General features: G+C 46.2%; 16 protein-coding genes and 2 pseudogenes. 6 read left to right on the top strand and 12 right to left on the bottom strand.

Annotated elements, in window-relative coordinates; genetic code table 11:
* Positions 1 to 419, bottom strand: a pseudogene (locus Q0R35_RS00305) (carbohydrate porin); the annotation flags it as partial.
* Positions 420 to 944: 525 nt separating this feature from the next.
* Between Q0R35_RS00305 and Q0R35_RS00300 the strand changes: the two are divergent.
* Together Q0R35_RS00300 and purT are read left to right on the top strand one after the other, a co-directional pair.
* Complete coding sequence (locus Q0R35_RS00300; protein ID WP_295613227.1) at positions 945 to 2,009, top strand: hypothetical protein; 1,065 nt, start codon at positions 945 to 947, stop codon at positions 2,007 to 2,009.
* Between the two features lie 85 nt (positions 2,010 to 2,094).
* The gene (purT, locus tag Q0R35_RS00295) at positions 2,095 to 3,261 is read left to right on the top strand and encodes a formate-dependent phosphoribosylglycinamide formyltransferase (protein WP_295613224.1); all 1,167 of its coding nucleotides are present in this window, start codon (positions 2,095 to 2,097) and stop codon (positions 3,259 to 3,261) included.
* A gap of 296 nt (positions 3,262 to 3,557) precedes the next feature.
* On the opposite strand, the gene Q0R35_RS00290 is transcribed toward purT, so the two are convergent.
* Positions 3,558 to 4,235, bottom strand: a complete 678-nt coding sequence (locus Q0R35_RS00290) for a hypothetical protein (protein WP_295613220.1) — start codon at positions 4,233 to 4,235, stop codon at positions 3,558 to 3,560.
* A gap of 187 nt (positions 4,236 to 4,422) precedes the next feature.
* Here Q0R35_RS00290 and Q0R35_RS00285 point away from each other — a divergent pair, with 187 nt between their 5' ends.
* Positions 4,423 to 5,214 carry a YdcF family protein gene (locus Q0R35_RS00285; protein ID WP_295613218.1) on the top strand — a complete coding sequence of 264 codons (792 nt, stop codon included), beginning with the start codon at positions 4,423 to 4,425 and terminating at the stop codon, positions 5,212 to 5,214.
* Between the two features lie 142 nt (positions 5,215 to 5,356).
* Here the strand turns inward: Q0R35_RS00285 and rnhA are convergent, their stop codons facing one another.
* Positions 5,357 to 6,220: a ribonuclease HI gene (gene rnhA / locus Q0R35_RS00280; RefSeq protein WP_295613215.1), complete on the bottom strand. Its 864-nt coding sequence runs from the start codon at positions 6,218 to 6,220 to the stop codon at positions 5,357 to 5,359.
* Between the two features lie 6 nt (positions 6,221 to 6,226).
* A complete protein-coding gene (locus tag Q0R35_RS00275; protein WP_295613212.1) occupies positions 6,227 to 7,333 on the bottom strand; it encodes a hypothetical protein in 1,107 nt (368 codons plus the stop codon).
* Between the two features lie 128 nt (positions 7,334 to 7,461).
* Here Q0R35_RS00275 and Q0R35_RS00270 point away from each other — a divergent pair, with 128 nt between their 5' ends.
* The gene (locus Q0R35_RS00270; RefSeq protein WP_295613209.1) at positions 7,462 to 9,477 is read left to right on the top strand and encodes a DNA polymerase III subunit gamma/tau; all 2,016 of its coding nucleotides are present in this window, start codon (positions 7,462 to 7,464) and stop codon (positions 9,475 to 9,477) included.
* Positions 9,478 to 9,561: 84 nt separating this feature from the next.
* Positions 9,562 to 10,656: a peptidylprolyl isomerase gene (locus Q0R35_RS00265; protein WP_295613206.1), complete on the top strand. Its 1,095-nt coding sequence runs from the start codon at positions 9,562 to 9,564 to the stop codon at positions 10,654 to 10,656.
* 190 nt (positions 10,657 to 10,846) lie between these two features.
* Here Q0R35_RS00265 and Q0R35_RS00260 read toward each other — a convergent pair whose 3' ends face one another.
* The 8 genes from Q0R35_RS00260 to Q0R35_RS00225 form a co-directional block, all read right to left on the bottom strand.
* A complete protein-coding gene (locus Q0R35_RS00260; RefSeq protein ID WP_295613204.1) occupies positions 10,847 to 11,956 on the bottom strand; it encodes an AI-2E family transporter in 1,110 nt (369 codons plus the stop codon).
* A gap of 101 nt (positions 11,957 to 12,057) precedes the next feature.
* Positions 12,058 to 12,861 carry a phosphate ABC transporter ATP-binding protein PstB gene (pstB, locus tag Q0R35_RS00255; protein WP_295613200.1) on the bottom strand — a complete coding sequence of 268 codons (804 nt, stop codon included), beginning with the start codon at positions 12,859 to 12,861 and terminating at the stop codon, positions 12,058 to 12,060.
* A gap of 96 nt (positions 12,862 to 12,957) precedes the next feature.
* Entirely contained in the window at positions 12,958 to 13,821 is an 864-nt protein-coding gene (gene pstA, locus Q0R35_RS00250) for a phosphate ABC transporter permease PstA (RefSeq protein ID WP_295613197.1), read from the bottom strand.
* Position 13,822: 1 nt separating this feature from the next.
* Positions 13,823 to 14,800: a phosphate ABC transporter permease subunit PstC gene (gene pstC / locus Q0R35_RS00245; protein ID WP_295613195.1), complete on the bottom strand. Its 978-nt coding sequence runs from the start codon at positions 14,798 to 14,800 to the stop codon at positions 13,823 to 13,825.
* A gap of 13 nt (positions 14,801 to 14,813) precedes the next feature.
* Entirely contained in the window at positions 14,814 to 15,839 is a 1,026-nt protein-coding gene (pstS, locus tag Q0R35_RS00240; RefSeq protein ID WP_295613192.1) for a phosphate ABC transporter substrate-binding protein PstS, read from the bottom strand.
* A 262-nt stretch (positions 15,840 to 16,101) separates the two neighbouring features.
* The gene (locus Q0R35_RS00235; RefSeq protein ID WP_295613189.1) at positions 16,102 to 17,568 is read right to left on the bottom strand and encodes an alpha-amylase; all 1,467 of its coding nucleotides are present in this window, start codon (positions 17,566 to 17,568) and stop codon (positions 16,102 to 16,104) included.
* 38 nt (positions 17,569 to 17,606) lie between these two features.
* Positions 17,607 to 17,969, bottom strand: coding sequence for a DUF1818 family protein (locus Q0R35_RS00230; protein WP_295613187.1), 363 nt, complete (start codon positions 17,967 to 17,969; stop codon positions 17,607 to 17,609).
* Positions 17,970 to 18,194: 225 nt separating this feature from the next.
* Positions 18,195 to 18,431, bottom strand: coding sequence for a DNA-directed RNA polymerase subunit omega (locus Q0R35_RS00225; RefSeq protein WP_295613184.1), 237 nt, complete (start codon positions 18,429 to 18,431; stop codon positions 18,195 to 18,197).
* Positions 18,432 to 18,564: 133 nt separating this feature from the next.
* Between Q0R35_RS00225 and Q0R35_RS00220 the strand changes: the two are divergent.
* Positions 18,565 to 18,752 (top strand): annotated as a pseudogene (locus Q0R35_RS00220) (histone deacetylase); the annotation flags it as partial.

The following is an 18,752-nucleotide window of genomic DNA, read 5'->3' as shown; positions in this document are numbered from 1 at the left end:
TCTTGCTGAGAAACTACTTCTTCTTGTTCTACTTGCGGGGCGGGTGGTATGACTTGGGTCGGTTCTGGTGGTGGAGGGGTAATTTCTGGGGCTGCTGGCGGTGGTGTGACGACAGCCGGAGCCGGAACTACTTTGCGTTTTTTTATTGCTCTCCGGGGTTTTCTAGCTACCAATTCTTCGATCGATTGGACGCACCCATTGAGGCTAGTCGCAAATTCTTCACGCGAGAGGACTTTGTTATCTTTAGGCGTATTTCCGCAGCTATACTTGCTACTTAGAGCTTGTAGTGTCTGATATGCCCAGTCTCCAGGTTTAATTTCGGTGGCTTGAGTCGCCTGTTCGATTTGCTCGGCGTTCGGCTCTGCGCCAGTATTTGCACCAATTGGGGACATACTGGCAACCCAGACGGTAATTGCCATGAGAATCGGGGATACTATATTTTTTGCTAACAGATTGTGCATTTTGTCAATATCGATCTTTAATTATATTTCTCGATCCTGGCTGGATCGAGTCATACCACTGAGTTTTAACTTTTAATTTGGTATGACAGCTTATAGTTTATGACCAAATTTGCGCGGTACATATTAATTCTGATACATTTTCTCGATCCCGATCGTGTATTCGCGAGATTGCACGTAGTCACACTCGATCTATGACGGCTACAGCGATCCCAGGAGTTAGTCCGATCTCTCACTGAAAGATCGTGTAATCGCCACAGCAATCTTGGGTATTCTAATAACAGTAGTCGCAGTCAGATTACAGCAGCAATCGATCTGGCGACGATCGATATCGACATGAGGTGTTCGGGTCATTAATTAGTGCGTCAGCACGAACATCGAGCTAACTATTGTGAGGACTCTTTACGCGCAATCGGAAAATTATAGCAGCACGATGTTTTAAATCTAATTTCAATATTTTTTCAATCAATCAAATTACCAAAGTAAATGACAATCGAACCTAGTTTTTTAGATGCCTCAAGTTTTACAGATATTTCTCAAGGACTGAGCTTGCCAACAGACGTAGAATCCGATCGATCTACTATCGGTCGGGCAAATTCACCGGATGAATTTGACGATCGAACGATGATCTGGCGATTTGCTCAAGGTAAAAAACGGCTGGTTACAAATCAAAATCTACGCATTGACTACGCGCATAATTCTTTGCAATTATCTACCCCGAATGGCGAACTCATTGCCATTCATAAAGTTGCAAAGCGACTGCATTATGTTTTGGTAAAAAAAGATAGTAAATATTCAGACGCAATTCAAGAAGTTATCTCTGAATGTCAATTTATACCGATCGATACTGCCTCCGCCGAGCGGGGATTTATGCGCTATCAAAAGTATGATATTCCCGAACACTATACACTGCAATACGAGCCAGCCGCCGAATTGTGGCAAGCTTGGCAAGATCGACAACAAATTCAAGTCGGATTGGGCTTAGATATCTTAATTTTAGCTAGATCTAAATGGTATCGCGTTCAGCAAATGCTCTGTACTGACGATCGTTTAGATCTCCAAACTCGACTGGGCTTAATTTCACTCTCACTCAGAGATCGGATCGCGTGGATTGCCAAGCTAGGGAATGTCCCCGCTGTCGATGATGCCGATCTGACTACCCATCAAAATGGGGTCAATATTGGCACAGATAGCGATATTTTGGGTAAGATTATCTCTAGGTTAGCGATCGAAGCTCTACCCGATGGCGATCTAGACAGTGAACCCAATTCACAGATGCATAACTCGGTTTTTCACCAACTCGATGAATCGGCACTGTTATATGATGGAGAACGCAGTAGTATGTTGACAGATAAAACATTATCGCCGATCGCCCAACAGCTTCGAGCTAGTACCATTAGCGTACTCGAAGACTACCTCGAACATGGCGAAACGATCGTCAGAACCGAGACAGTTGTAGATGCTCAAGGGAATGTAATTAGCGAAAAAACTGTCAGCACCCATCGCAGTTGTCCCCGCTGGGCGATCGAAGCAATTGTCAATTTGAGTTAGAAAGTGATGAATAATTAAGATTAGCTGGAAATTAAGATCGCGATCGTTGTTAAACTATGAGAGGTCTGATTTTTGGATTTAGATAATGATTAAACTGCCTAAAAAGTTGATGTTGCTGGGAGCGGGCGAATTAGGTAAAGAATTTACGATCGCCGCGCAACGACTCGGCAATCATGTAATTGCAGTCGATCGTTATCCGCACGCACCAGCGATGCAAGTCGCCGATGAGTGTGAAGTTATTTCGATGTTGAGCGGTGAAGATCTCGAACGAGTTGTCTCCAAACATCAACCAGATTATATCATTCCCGAAATCGAGGCAATTAGAACCGAAAAATTAGCCGAGTTCGAGCAGCGGGGAATTACCGTCATTCCCACCGCCAAGGCGACTCACTACACGATGAATCGCGATCGGATTCGCGAACTCGCTCACCAAGAATTAGGGGTGCGGACGGCTAAATATGCCTATGCTACTACTTTAGATGAAATGCAATCGATCTCCGCAGCCATTGGCTTTCCTAATGTTGTTAAACCAGTCATGTCTTCATCTGGTAAAGGGCAATCGGTAGTAAATAATGCCGATGAAGTAGCAGCAGCATGGCACTATGCAATCGATGGTTCTAGAGGCGATAGTCAGAAGGTAATTGTCGAAGAGTTTATCAATTTTGAAATTGAAATTACGCTGTTAACTATCAAACAATGGAATGCCCCAACGATATTTTGTCCCCCAATCGGGCATCGGCAAGAGCGCGGCGATTATCAAGAATCTTGGCAGCCAGCCGAAATTAGCGCAGCTCAACTTGCTGCTGCCCAATCGATCGCGACGACAGTTACCGATGCTCTCGGTGGAGCCGGAATCTTTGGCGTAGAATTCTTTATTACTGCCGATGAAGTAATCTTTTCCGAACTATCACCACGCCCGCACGATACGGGCATGGTCACGTTAATTTCTCAGAATTTGAATGAATTTGAATTGCATTTACGGGCAGTATTAGGTTTACCAATTCCGAATATTATTCAGTATGCACCAGCCGCAAGTGCCGTAATTTTAGCAACCGAAACAGCTAATTCGATCTACTTTACCGGATTAGCACAAGCCCTGAACGTGCCAGATGTCGATATTCGCTTATTTGGTAAGCCCGACTCCCGCCCCCATCGACGCATGGGCGTAGCTCTAGCCAAAGCAGAAACTACGGACTTAGCTCGGACTAAAGCCGCTGATGCTGCCAGTCAGATTACCATTATCGATCGATAGGGTAAGAATCTGCTAATTAACGTGAGTTTCTCCTGTCGGAGAGGCTACGCCAACGGGATAAGGATTGCTGCTTAATGACTCCTAGCTTCGTTTCTGCACCGCCCTCAAATGAATTTGCGGATGCGCGCTCGTCGGGTTCCCCGACGGTTTAGCGCACCAAGCAGGGGCTAACAGCTCAAGTTCGTTGAAACGAACTTGAGCTATTAGCCCGAACTTCTAGTTCACAGGGCGGTATTGGAACGGAGCAAATATCCTTAACCCGTTGGCACAGCCTCTGGAGCTAGGAGACACTTACTTTAATTATTACCTGCGTCAGGATTTGGTGCAGGCGAACTCTTCGGTTCGGAGTCGTTACTAGCCGCAGGGGTAGGTGCAGTCGCTGGCGACGAACTCTCCTTATTGCTGGGGTTATCCTTCGTAGGTTCCGACTTGGTAGCTGGGGTAGTAGCCGCAGGGACGATGACAGGTTTAGGAACTTCAATTACTTTAGTCGCACCGGGCACTGGTACGCGTTTTTCGACTTCAATTACTTTAGTCGCCCCTGGTACTGGTACGCGTTTTTCGACCTCAATTACTTTAGTCGCTCCTGGTACTGGGACACGTTTTTCGACTTCCACCACTTTGACTTGTGGGGGTGCGGCTTTTTCCACCGTGCGATCGATAATGGTAGTCTGTTTTTGAGGTGCTACGGGTGCGGGACTGGGAGGATTATTGATAACGGTAGTAGGTGCTGGAGCAGGCTGTCCCCAATAGTAGTAAGCTGTGCCTAACCCAACTAAAGTGGCAAGAATTCCACCGATAACTAAGCCACTAGCCGCACCGCTATTTTCTGCGGCACGCTCTCTTTGATACTGAATCTCATCTTCACTACCTCGACCCTGACTATAGCCATCTTGGTAAGATATCTCTTCTGGCGTTAGGGGGCGACCATCTGCATCTGTCCTAATTTTGGGGTTGTTAGATTTGTTGGTCATTTGCAGCTCCGGCTTCCGTACAGGTGTTATATAAATCACATAATATACGGCTATACGGAGGTTATTAGTCTATCAAAAGGAATAAAGATCGATCTTACCTGCTATGCCGATCGAAACCATTGGATATCTGACGAACGTGTGACAAACAGACAATTTAGCCAGCCCTCAAGTAATTTAAAGATCCTCAATGTTTCTCTTTTTATCGAAACTGATTCCCCTATTTTTTTACCCAATGGGAGCGGCGTGGTTATTATTAATTGTCGCGCTAGGCTTATGGTGGATAAACTCTAAATGGACTCCCGCCGCCATTGGGGGTGCATTAATGATTCTATTTCTGAGCGGTAATGCCTGGACGACTAATTGGTTGGCGCAATCTTTAGAATGGCAAAATATCCCCAAAACCGAATTACCGACAGCAGATGCGATTGTAGTACTAGGCGGTGGTACCAGATCTCAAGCTTATCCACGCCCCGATGTAGACTTTACCGATGCAGGCGATCGCGTTTGGTACGGTGCTAATTTATATCGATCGGGCAAAGCCCCCAAAATTATCGTCAGTGGGGGGAGAATCGCCTGGAAAGGTGGGGGAACTCCCGAATCGGAGGATTTGACCAAAATACTAGTTAGGCTGGGCGTACCGCAGCAGGACATCATTCCTGAAGGTAATTCTTTTAATACTCGCGATAATGCCGTTAATGTTAAAGAGATCTTGCAAGCACGCAACTTTAAGCGAATTTTACTAGTTACCTCTGCGATGCACATGCCACGATCGATGGCAATCTTCAAGCATCTCGGTATCGATGCGATCGCCGCTCCCACCGATTATCGCATTTCTCAGCTAGAACTTGACGAACCAAATAGTCGCACCGAAGCGGCAATCTTGAGCTTTTTTCCGAGTGAAGATTGTTTCTCGCTCACCACCCAAGCCATCCGCGAATATATCGGCATCTTTGTCTATAAATTACGCGGCTGGCTGTGATGAGATGGGAGATGGGAGATAGGAGATGGGAGAGAGTGGGAAGTGTGGAAAGTGTGAGAAGTGTAGGGAGTATAGAAAATACAAGACGCTTGCGTCTTAAAACCTCACACCTAACTCTCCTCTCTTCTCTCCCATCTCCCATCTACTCCCCATCAACTCGTTCTAATTGCCAGAGAATTTGGTTGCCTTCGCGACGGACTCTAGAGACGATCCAATTACGCCATGCCCATCTGTCGCCACGACTGGTGACAGCACTAGCGTTGATATCCATTAAATCCGCCAGTTCCGAGCTAGCAATTAGATAACCATGCTTGGCAATTTCATCAGTAATCCGTAAAGTATCGATCAGGTGGTGAAGGTGAGCGACTCGAACTTCGCGGGGAATATGTTCGGTACTCTCGGCGTGAATAGTCTGTTCTTCTAACATGGGGACAATTTGCACAGAGGGAGAAGGAATAGGTGTCACAGCATCTGAAGAGGTCTGTGTGACAGGAGACGGCTCTGATACATTATTCATTGTAGAGCGTTGGCGCAACTGTGGTGGCTGACCGCTAGAAAAGCCTCTAGCGATCGTATCGCAACGTTCGTTGCCTGCATTGCCAGAATGACCTTTAACGTGTTGCCACGAGACAGCTACTTTAGTTTGCGACTGAACTTGTCCGTTGAGTCTGTCGAGTGTTTCCCACAAGTCTTGATTGAGGACGGGTTTACCAGCCGCCGTTTTCCAGCCTTTTTTTTTCCAACCTTTCACCCATTGGGTGATGCCCTTAATTAGGTACTCGCTATCGGTATAAAGCACGCATGGATCGGTTTGATGAGTGCTGGCAAAAAATTGGAGTGCCGAGATGGCTGCTTGCATTTCCATCCGATTATTGGTTGTCGCCCCATCTCTACCGCCTAATTCATGACAGCTACCGTCATCAAAGTAAGCCACAGTACCCCAGCCGCCGGGGCCGGGATTGCCAGAACAAGCTCCATCTGTATATAAGTTGGCAATTCTGTTCATGGGTAATTAGACTCCGTGATGCTCTGGCAGGTTAGCAGTCTTGGGGGTAGCTTCATTAGTTTCTAATAAGTTATTACTCCACGGATCGTCAGATTTATATTCGAGTTTGGGCACGGGGGGTGGTGGGGGAATTTGAACATCTCTAAGCGGTAATGTGGTTGTTTCGGGTGCGATGGGAGTTGGTGATGGTGCGGGAATTTCGGGCGGAGCCGTGGGTGGTGTGGCTGGTACCTCTGGCGGTGCGGGAATTTCGGGTGGAGCCGTGGGTGGTGGGTTGGGAATTTCTGGCGGGGGTGCGGGAATTTCGGGTGGAGCTGTTTGGGGTGTCGCTGGTACTTCTAGCGGCTGTGGATTAATTTGCTCGGTAGCAATCGGCGTGAGATCGCCACTAATTTGTTGAATTTGTTGCTGCATTTGAGCGACAACGGCATTAATAATGACTTGCGGATCGGTGGTGTCGATCTGAAATTGCTCGGCTAGTTCGGCAACTAGTCCAGGATCTTTGTATAACATGGCTGAAAATTCTTCGAGGGTAATCTCGTGTGTATCTGAGCCGATCTGTTCGGGATCGGGGGGATATCCAACAGCACCAGAGCGCGATCCAAACAGCGGATCGTTATCGAGGAGTAACTCCATCGGCACTTCATCAAAATTTAGCTCATCGGCATCGACAGGTGCCAAATCGCTAAACTCCATAATTGGGAGCAGTTCTAAGGGATATTCTTCGGCTTGACGATCGAGCAATCGGGCACCGTAATCGCCAGCCAAATCGCCAATTTCGCCACAGTCGAGTTGCCCCAATTGCACCATTCTTCCGGCTAATTCGTAATTAGCCACAGGTGCGGCGAGTAAATTCTGCCCGAATCTTTCTAACCATTCGAGCCATTCGGATTTGCGGACTCGCTGCCTAATTTTGTTAAAAAAGCCGATCGCGCGCGGTTGTTGCCAGCCATGAGCCACTCCTTCGAGTAACTGCATGAATAGGTACTCCCGATCGGTATCATCGAGAGGTGGTAATTCCGCCGCCGGAAATCGATTTATCGCTTTACCAGTTCCGCCGCCGAATAATTTGCGAAACCACCTCACGAATGATTGCCAGATTTTTTTAAACATTTACTAATTCCTTAGATGCACAATTTTAGGTACATTCGATCTAGAGTATCTTAGAGGATAGGGCTAAACAACCAATCTCGATCGAGGTGGTTGCGATCGGCTCGACTTCTTCTTTATTTATCCCGCAGATGGCACATATACCTCTACATCATAAATACAGACCGCAAACTTTCGCCGATTTAGTCGGGCAAGAGGCGATCGCCACTACCTTAACTAATGCCCTGCGCCTCGAAAAGATTGCTCCAGCATACCTGTTTACAGGGCCGCGCGGGACTGGCAAAACTTCTAGTGCCAGAATATTAGCCAAGTCTCTTAATTGTATGGCGAGTCAGGTACCTACAGCACAACCTTGTGGTAAATGCGAGGTATGTAGTTCGATTTCTGTCGGTGCTGCTCTAGATATTATCGAAATCGATGCGGCGAGTAATACAGGTGTAGATAATATTCGCGAACTCATCGAGCGCGCTCAATACGCTCCGGTTCAGTGTAGGTATAAGGTTTATATAATAGATGAGTGTCACATGCTCACGACAGCAGCATTTAATTCGCTGTTAAAGACCTTAGAGGAGCCACCAGCGCATGTAGTGTTCGTGCTAGCAACTACCGATCCGCAGCGGGTGTTGCCGACGATTATTTCTCGCTGTCAGCGATTTGACTATCGCCGGATTCCGGTAGATGCGATGGTGAAACACCTTACTTATATTGCAGGCATCGAACAAATCGAGATCGCGGCGGCATCGGTGAATTTAATCGCGCAAATCGCCCAAGGTGGTTTGCGCGATGCCGAAAGCTTGCTCGATCGGTTGAGCTTACTCGATGGCGAAATTACCCCCGATCGCGTGTACGATGCGATCGGCTCGGTACCAGAACGAGATTTACTCGGTATTTTACAATCGATCGCCAAATCCGATCCTGAAAGTTTGCTCGATCGCACCCGTGCGATGCTCGAACGCGGCAAAGAACCCCTGACAGTGCTGCAAAATTTGGCAGGCTGCTACCGAGATCTGACGATCGCCAAAACTGCCCCCAAACGTCCCGATTTAGTCCCACTGACTGGCGAAACTTGGGTAGAGCTGTGTAAAATCGCCCAAACTTGGCAACTGGGCTGGATTCTCGCCGGACAAAAACATCTCAAAGAGAGTGAAACCCAACTCAAGCAGACAACTCAGCCCCAACTGTGGCTGGAGATTGCCATTTTGGGGCTACTAAACATCGGTACTCAACAGTCGCCAGCTCCCACAACTACAATTACACCGCCAGCCCCACAGCCGATTTCACCACCGCCACCGTCGGCACAGCCTTCCCCTGCGGAAATCGCCTCCGCAAGTCCTCCGGCTGCATCGAACCCGCCGCCATCAGCCGCGATCGCCGCCCCAACTGCCTCGTTGGCGGAGCCTCTCGCATCGAGAATCTCCAACCTCGTTACCACCTGGGAACAGGTCTTACAGCAGCTCCTACCCGCCAGTAGGGACTTATTTAAACCCTTTGGCAAGCTAATCGCGATTTCCGAAGCCCAGGCGGTAGTCGCGATGAAATCTAGTACCATGCAAACGATCGCCGCAGGTAAAGTTCCCGAACTCTCGAAAGTATTTAGTAACATGCTCGGTCGCGCGATCGTCGTGAAACTAGAAGTAATGGGCAAAAGTCAGCTCCAGCCTAGTTCGATCTCTCCGCCACCCGCAGCAGCACCACAACTACCCGCAACAGTACCCACACCACCACCCGCAGCAGCACCACAGCAGATCGTTGTAGCTATACCCGTTGCCACTCCAGTCGCACCGCCACCACTACCAGCAGTGGGCGAATATCTCGCTGAAGATGAAGACATTGAAGATCTGGCGGACGATCTACCGGATGTTTTACCAGTACCCGCGATCGAATCTCCTCCTCCTCTACCAACCCCAGAGCCACCCGCACCAATCCCAGCCACTCCGGTAGTAGATTTCTTTGAACCACCGACTGACTTTGACGAACCCCCCGACTCGTTAGATATCGAGCATGCGGCAAGTATGCTGTCAATCGACTCGGAAGATCCGGCAATCGATCTCGCACTCCAGGCGGCAACAGACGAGATTGTCAAGCTATTTAATGGCGAAATTATCGATCGACACCACGAACTATTTGACAAAATTGTTGGTAACTAAATATCTCGAAAGTTAACTCCTCAGGTTGCTAGGGGCGGGGATGTGGCAAGATGAGAAGGTTAGATTATATTAATATTTGTAGAAATGCAAACAGGCAAAAATTCTAGATTTAGTCGCTGGCAAAACTGGTTGCAGACGGGAGTATCAGCAGTATTACTAGTATCGCTCTCGATCGGTTTGAGTGCGGCAACTTTACTCCCATCAGGTAATGCGATTACAGACGGACAAGCAATTTTGCGATATGCACTACCGATCGAGAATAAGCCAGTTCGGGATCTGCAAAACAGTTTGGAAGATATTTCCAATCATCTGCGTGGCAAGCAGTGGAGTACGATTAATAGCGATGTTAAAAAAGCGGCGGTAGTCGTAAAAACTAAGCAAGCCGATATCCTGAAAGGTGTCGTACCCGATAAGCAAACTCAAGCACAGACGCTACTCACCGAAATTCAAGCGAACGTCGAAGCATTGGCATTAGCGACAGAAGCAAAAGATAAGCCCCAGGTACAAGCTCTCCGCGCTGAGGCTCTAGCTAAAATTGGTACGCTCGAAGCATCGATGGTGACGGGATTCCCATACACAGTACCCGCAGAATACAATAATTTACCACAACTTAAAGGTCGAGCGACGATCGCCCTCAAAACTACCAAAGGTGATATTAACCTAGTAGTAGACGGTTATAATGCACCCGTTACAGCGGGTAACTTTGTCGATCTCGTCAATCGGGGCTTTTATAACGATCTCGCTTTTACCCGTGCCGAAAATGATTATGTCCTCCAAATTGGCGATCCGCCAGGGGATGAAGTTGGTTTTATCGATCCGACAACTAAAAAATATCGGGCGGTACCGCTAGAAGTCATGGTTAAAGGCGATAAAGAGCCAATGTATTGCATTACGATGGAGGATGCTGGCAGATTTCGCGAAGAACCAGTATTACCATTTTCTTCTTACGGTGCATTAGCGATGGCGCGTCCTGAAAACGAGCCTAATGGTGGTTCGTCGCAGTTTTTCTTCTTTCTATTCGAGCCAGAATTGACTCCCGCCGGACGCAATTTACTCGATGGTCGCTATACTGTATTTGGCTATGTAACAGCAGGACAAGAAGTACTAGGACAACTCAAAGCCAGCGATAAGATTGTATCGGCTAAGGTCATTGAAGGTGCCGATTTGTTAAAAGCATAGTCTATTTGAGTTGATTCGTAGATCTAGATCCCCCCTCGCCCCCTTTCAACAGGGGGGAACCGGATCCGGAAGTCCCCCTTTTGAAAGGGGATCTCTAGGATTTTCGCTTCTATCTAGCCTTGTCGGTAAGCATTAGGGAGCTACGAGAAACTGACTTTAAAGAACGCAATTTTCGCTCTCTGCTCCTTGCCTACTCAATCGAATCTTCGGTTCCCGTCATCACAATTTCGGTGTTGGTAGGAAGTTGCCCCGAATCGCGCCCTTTATGGCGTGGATGTTGCCAGCGATCGAGGATATCTTCGATTAAGATGGCATTAATCCAAACTTTGGCAACGACAGTTAAGGGCAGTGCTAATAATAAGCCCAAAAATCCAAAGAAAGTGGTAAAAAATACTTGAGCGATTAACGTAATCGCAGGTAATAAAGCAACTTGTTGCGCCATAATATACGGCGTGAGGAAACTACTTTCAAACTGTTGAATTAAAAAGTAAATTACAAAGATCGCTACCGCCTTCCACGGTTCGTCGAGTAACGAGATTACCATCGGAATAATTACCCCGATCGTCGGCCCGACATTGGGAATAAAATTAAGTAACCCGGCTAAAATTGCCTGCGCTAAAGCCAGGGGAATTCCTAATGCTAGCAAACCAATCAAACTGAGTACGGCGACTACAATCATGCTCAAAATCGAGCCGCCAACCCACTTACCCAAAGATACTTCACATTCTGTCAAGATGCCATCGATTCGCCGCCGATAAAAACTGGGGAATAAACAGATAAATGCTTTGCGGTAAGCATTAGGCTGTGCTAGGAGCATTAGTGTCAAAATTAACACAAACAGAAAGTTGAGAATCGCACCTAGCGAACTAGAAAATACAACTAACGAACCCCCCGCAAGCGACTTAATAGCGGGTTGAAGCTGTTGGTTGAGATCTTCTAAAGTTGGTAAATACGGAAATAGTGGAGCTGGAATATACGACTGAATGTTCGTCCGCCACTGAGGTGCCGACTTGAGTACTTGTGGCAACTTTGTTGCTGTTAACTCTTGAAACTGGCTGATAAATGGGGGGACGATCAGCACGAAAAAGCCAATTAAAATGCCGCTAAATACGCCAATTGCGGCAAGTACCCCCAATGTTCGCGATAGGGTGAATTTATGCTGAATTTTTCGAGCTAGCTTATTTAGGGCTGTGGCTAAAACTATAGCGGCGAACACGATTAACAATACTTGACGAATTTGCCATAGTATGCACAAAGATATTACCAGTACGACAAATCCTAACCACTGACCTAATAACATAAGTAACTCCAATCGACCGAGCCTTAAACTGCCAAGACTTCAATCTTAACGTTCGATCGATTATACTACTTACAGCTCAGGGCTATGTCGATCGGTAACAATTAGCCAAATCGACCAGAGACATAATCATTGGTACGAGTATCGACTGGAAACGAGAAAATTTGCTTGGTTTCGCCAAATTCTACCATCCGCCCAATCCGACTTTCATCGGTACTAAAAAAGGCTGTATAATCAGAAATTCGTGCAGCTTGTTGCATATTGTGGGTGACGATCGCAATTGTCAGATCGTTGCGTAAACTGTGCATTAAATCTTCAATTTTCATCGTCGCGATCGGATCTAATGCCGAACAAGGTTCGTCCATTAATAATACTTTAGGTTTAACAGCTAAAGCGCGGGCGATACATAGTCTTTGCTGTTGTCCTCCAGACAATCCCAACGCCGATTTATGCAATTTATCTTTAACTTCATTCCAGAGTGCGGCACCTTGTAAGGCAGTTTCGACAATATTATCTAGTTCCGATCGCGATACTTTTTCTTCACCAATTTCGACCCCGTAAGTAACATTTTTATAGATACTCATTGGGAAAGGGTTTGGCTTCTGAAATACCATGCCTACTTGTCTTCTAAGGTGATTGAGATTGACTTGGGGATGGTAAATATTTTGTCCGTACAACTGAACTTCACCTTCAGTTTTCACAGACCCTTCTAGTTCGCTGATGCGATTCAGGGCTTTAATAAATGTAGATTTACCACAACCAGACGGCCCAATGATTGCCGTTACATGATTTTCAAAAATACTCATGTTAACGCTTTCTAATGCTCTAGTAGCACCATAAAAAAAGCTGAGGTTGTTAACCTGAATAGCAGTTTCTACCGTTCTAGATGGATGTTGAATTTCGCGCATATATTTAAAAATATTATTAATGAAAATACCTAGATCTTAAATCGTCTTCACTTCTTACTGCTTACTTCTTACTTCTTACTCTTTACTCCTTACTCATCACCTACCTTTACCAAGTATCAACCGAGCAGGTAAATTAATCGCTAAAACTATTCCTAATAAAAATAAAGATGCCGTCCAGACTAATTGATTTTTCACCGGATCGGGGTCGTTATACAAATTAAAAATTAGTACGGGTAAAGAGCCAGTCGGACTGAGGATATTTTCGGCCCAATCTTGAGCGAATAGCGCGGTAAACAACAGCGGAGCAGTTTCGCCAGTAGCACGGGCTAATGCGAGTAAGATCCCTGTCGAGATGGCTGGTAACGCAGTCGGTAAAATAATTCTCCAGATTGTTTGAAAGTTACTTCCACCCAATCCAGATGAAGCCAGTCGAAATGTAATCGGGACTAATTTTAAGACTTCCTCAGTTGTCAGCGCGATAATTGGAAGCATGATAATTGCTAAACTAATCCCGCCAGCTACCGCACTATAACTAAAATCAAACAGTTTTTTCGTGACTAGCACGATGACATCGTAAGTAAAAATCCCGACGACGATCGAAGGTACCCCAGTTAAAATCGTTGTCAAAAACCTAATAGTCCGATTGATTTTGCCAGTCGGTTGGTATTCAGCCAAGTAAATACCTGTAGCCACACCGATCGGAATACTCAATACAGCACCGATCGCGACCATAATTAGAGTACCCACAATGGCATTGGCAAACCCATCATCGATAATCGCCTGGGTAAACATCTTCCCTGTCAAACCGGGGAGTCCCTTCGAGACGATATTCCACAACACCGAAATTAGTGGGAATATGCCCAGCAGCGTCAATCCAAACGCTAAGATAGTCATGCCCCGATCGAAAAAATTCCGAATCGGGGAGATGGGTGTGATTAATTTATCAGCTACTTGTTTCATGTTATTTTGCACCGCGTTCGACTAATCTTACCAATCCGATCGCCCCAATATTGACGGCTAAAGTTAGTACGAATAAAATTAGTACTAAACAAGTCAGCGCGCCTAAATGCAGATCGTCTTGAGCTTCCCCGAATTGGTTGGCTAAAATTGCTGGGATTGAATAGGCGGGTTCAAATAGCGACGCACCGATGGTGGTAGCGTTACCAATTACCATCGTTACTGCCATTGTCTCACCCAATGCCCGTCCTAATGCCAACATCACCCCGCCGATAATGCCCGAAAAAGCTTTGGGTAACACCACCCGAAAAATTGTTTCCCACCGAGTTGCACCCAGAGCCATCGAGCCAGTACGAAGGTAACCGGGGACGACTAATAATACTTCCCGACTGACAGCAGCCAAAGTAGGCAAAATCATGATTGCTAGTAACATTCCGGCTGTCAATAGCCCAAATCCTGACGGTTCGGTGCTAAATAATGGGATGTAGCCAAACTTAGCATGAAGAAAATCTTGAACTGGGCGCAACAGGGGTACGAACGTGTAAAAGCCCCATAATCCAAAAATTACACTAGGAATCGCTGCAATTAATTCGATCGTGAAAGCGACACCCGATCGCAACCATTTAGGTAGTAAATCTTCACTAGTAACGATCGCGACAGATAACCCGATCGGAATCGCAAAAATCAAGGCGATCGCACTACTGCCGATCGTCCCATAAATCAGCGGTAATGCCCCAAATTTGAGATCTGGGACATTCCATTCCCGCCCAGTTAAAAATCCCAGCCCAAACTGTTTCAGCGCGGGTAAGGAGTGTTCGGTAATCGTCGCAACCATCAAGACTAAGATAACGATCGATACACCGCTAGCTGCATACATCAGATAGCGGAATGCTCGATCGGTAGTGTCGGCTTTGGAAGGACGTTTCTGCCTACCCAAGCTGGTAATTGGTGTAGGCGCAGATAAATTGTGAGGAGAGGACATGGTTCGATTTAGGTTATTTCACGCCTGTTTCCACAGCTTCGATCGCGCGTTGAGCAACGCTACTAGGAACTGAAGTATAGTTGAGATCGTCGTTAAACTGTTGACCGCTGGTTAACATCCACTTCACCATTGTTTTAATGGCTTTAGCTTTTTCAGGATTTTTCTGAGATTTAGGAATTAACAACCAAGTCATACCCACAATCGGATAACCTTGAGCGGAATTCACATCAAATGCCCGGAAGTTTTCGGGGAATTGAATGTCAGCTAAAGCTTGGTTAGCTGCTTTGAGCGATGGAGCGACATACTTACCACTGCCATTTTGAACCAATGCCGATGAGAGTCCATTTTTAAGGGCAAATTCGTATTCCATATAGCCGATGCTACCTGGAGTTTGTTTGACCAAACCAGCTACGCCTGGATTACCTTTTCCTTTCAAGAAACTCGATGGCCATTTTGGCTCTTTACTAGCTCCAACTGCGGACTTAAATTCTGGGCTAACCGCACTGAGTTGGTTGGTAAAAATGAACGAAGTACCGCTACCATCAGCTCTTACCACAGGTTTAATCGCACTGCTAGGCAAGCTAGCACCTGCATTGTCTTTAGCGATTTGGGGGTCGTTCCAGGTTGTAATTTTACCTGTGAAAATACTAGTTAAAACCGTGTTAGAAAGTTTGAGGTTTTTTACGCCAGGTAAGTTATAAGATACTGCTACTGCACCACCAGCGGTGGGAATCATTAATACGCCACCTTTGACTTTGGCTATTTCTGCATCGGTCATCGCTGCATCGCTCGCACCAAAATCGACAGTTCCCGAAATTGTCTGCTTGACTCCACCACCACTACCGATACCTTGATAGTTAATCTTTATCTCTGGGTGAGCTTTACGAATTTCCCGCGCATATCTCTCATATAGCGGTTGGGGGAAAGTCGCGCCAGCACCGCTGAGAGTCACATCGGCTAGTGCTGCGAATTGAGTGCCCAAAACTGATACTGCGACTGTGGCGATCGTGGTCAAGCGACCGAAATTTTTGGATAGCATGGAAATAGTTGTCAAATTCGTTTAGTACACAACGATGTCAAAATTGCAAGTTTTTACAATAGCAATAATGCTATCGATCTCTTGATTTGATATCAGATGCATCTTAACGCAGCCCTACCTCTGGATTGATTATAGTTAGGTTAACGATTGGTTAATGTTTGTTTAATATTTGATTAATCCAGATCTAGATTGTTAAACCATCGAATACTTTGAGGAACATTAATAAATCGAACTTAACAATTTTCTGACGACCGACATTTAGTTACATTGGCACCCACACAGACACAGATCCACCTTCACAGCGAAACTCGCCCCAGCCATCAGCATTAGTCGTCACTGAAGTAGTTACCGCCTGAGTCAGATCGATATAAGTAGTATCGGGTTTACCCACATCCATCCATTTTGTCCCGGCATCGCCATTCCCCATAACTACCGCCATACTTTCGGGATGTTCTGAATCTCCCAGTCGCGTCCACCCAATGGTATTCGGATGGTCGAAATAATCGTGCTGAATGCCATAAGCATAGTCTCGGCGTGCCTGAAGCAGTCGATCGAGTATAATCCGGTGCGACTCGATCGTAATGTCATATTCGTTACCATCTCTGCCTTTATCTCGATAACTCGCACCATAATAATCGGCATAAAATACGCAGGGATAACCCGCTTCGCGCAGCAATATTAGCGCGTAAGCTAACGGTTTAAACCAGTTTTCGACTACCGATTCAAGCGGTTGCGAATCGTGATTTTCGACAAAGGTAACCGCTAACGTGGGTTGATGTTGCACTAGAGTGCGATCGAATATCTGGCGCAGATCGTAGCTTTGCCCCTGACGGCTAGCTGTATGAAAATTATGATGTAACGGCGCATCAAATAGATGGATCTTACCTTCAGTTTCGGCAATAAAATAGTTAAGTGCGTCTAGTTCGTAAGACCAATATTCACCAACTGTGAATAAATCTTTTTTGGCGTAACTATTCAGATGTTTCAGCCAATCGTAAAAGAATCTTGCATCGATATGTTTGACTGCATCCAATCGCAAACCATCAATTTTGGTCGTATCGAGATACCACTCTCCCCAGTACTTTAACTCACCTAATACTTCACGATCGTCCATATCCAAATCGCAGCCCATCAGGTAATCGAAATTACCCTTTTCCGCATCGACATTGCGATCGAATGTTTTATCTTTGATTAAATAAACAGCCTTTTGCTGCTGGTTATCAACGTTATAATCGATCGCATCAAAATGCCACCAATGCCATTCCATCGTCGAATATTTACCCTTTCGCCCTGGAAAAGTAAAATTCGTCCACCCCTCTATTTTTTGATAATTATCGATCGGTTGAAATCGATTATTCGGATCGAGGGGAGTCGCTTCAAATTCTTCCGTCGCATCGGCACCCAGACGGTGATTTAAGACAACATCGCCATAGATTTGCATCCCCACCGCATGAGCGCGGTCGATCGCACCTACATACTCATCCTTGGTGCCATACTTAGTCGCTGTCGATCCTTTTTGCTCGAACTCGCCCAAATCGAATAAATCGTAAACAGCATATCCGACATCATTAATTCCGTTAGCACCCTTATAAGCAGGTGGCAACCACAAAGCCGTAAATCCGGCAGCAGCCAATCCTTCAGCATCCAGCGATAATTGATTCCACAGGTTACCTTGCGGTGGTAAATACCAGTGGAAGTATTGCATCATCACCCCATTAACATCTGACATGACTCAGCTCCTAAATGTAGGCTACTGAAGTATTAATATCAAAAAAACTTCAAACTGTCAACAGCAGTAATTAGCCCCGCCACCGCATCCGCGCTCCAATTGCCCTCACAACTTCGCCCACTATTCAAAATTAGCCGCAAGCCATACTCACCAGAAATTCCAGCTAACTGCATCCACACCAAGTCACTCTCGGCTTCACAAGCGATGCTTTCTTCATCCATCAATTCTAAAGCGATCGATCTGATATTAACCACTAATTGCCCCAGCAACCGACAAAAATCTGCTAATTCTTCAGCCGTCAGTTCAAATGCCCAATCATCACCACCTACCAATCCCTGATATGTACCTGCTGGATTCCAGCCAATTCGCCACCCAGCACCAGATTTAAGGACTTTTTCCATAGTATGTGGGGAAGCTATCGATCTCACTCTACTCTCCAAAATCGAATGAAGAGCATACGACATAATTAAAGAGAGTTGCTGCGTAGATCTTTACCCCACCCCAGCCCTCCCCTTGTAAAGCGGATGCGCGCTCGTCGGGTCTCCCGACGGTTTAGCGCACCAAGCAGGGGAGGGAGCGAAAGCCCCCCCTTATAAAGGGGGGGGTTAGGGGGGGTAAGCCCAGATCTAATCTCCCAGAATTTCTGGCTGAGTTAGCTCGTCGGACATTTCGATAATGGCGCGCATGACGGGTTTAATGGTAGGGTCATCGATATTATCGGATTCGTAGCGGTGGCGTTTTTTCGCACGATTGGCTACTTGAACGGTAATTTTATAGCGATTAGAAGCTGCACCAATTAGTTCTTCAGCCCGATAGGCAATCTGGATCGAGTCAAAATGGGCTTGTGCGCGACGCTGGATCATAATTATTCCTAATACAGTGGCAATCTAATTATATTCTACCCGATCGATCGGGCGGCTATTTGGCTGGTAGCGATTTTCTCGATCGAACTACGTTAGAATTCAGTCGCAAGTGATGTAAATACTAATAGCAATTTTGTCAGTCCCGATCGTTTACCATCCCGATTATGTCGTACCATTACCCGATAGTCATCGCTTTCCGATGTCCAAATTTCGGATCTTGTACGAGTTATTATTAGCAGATGGATTAGTTACAGCCGATCGAACATTCGCCCCCACATTACCACCGACAGAGTGGTTAGAATTAGTTCACGATCCGGCTTA

Source organism: Chamaesiphon sp. GL140_3_metabinner_50 (assembly GCF_025361915.1).
Lineage (GTDB): Bacteria > Cyanobacteriota > Cyanobacteriia > Cyanobacteriales > Chamaesiphonaceae > Chamaesiphon.
This window is presented reverse-complemented; position numbering and strand designations above follow the sequence as displayed.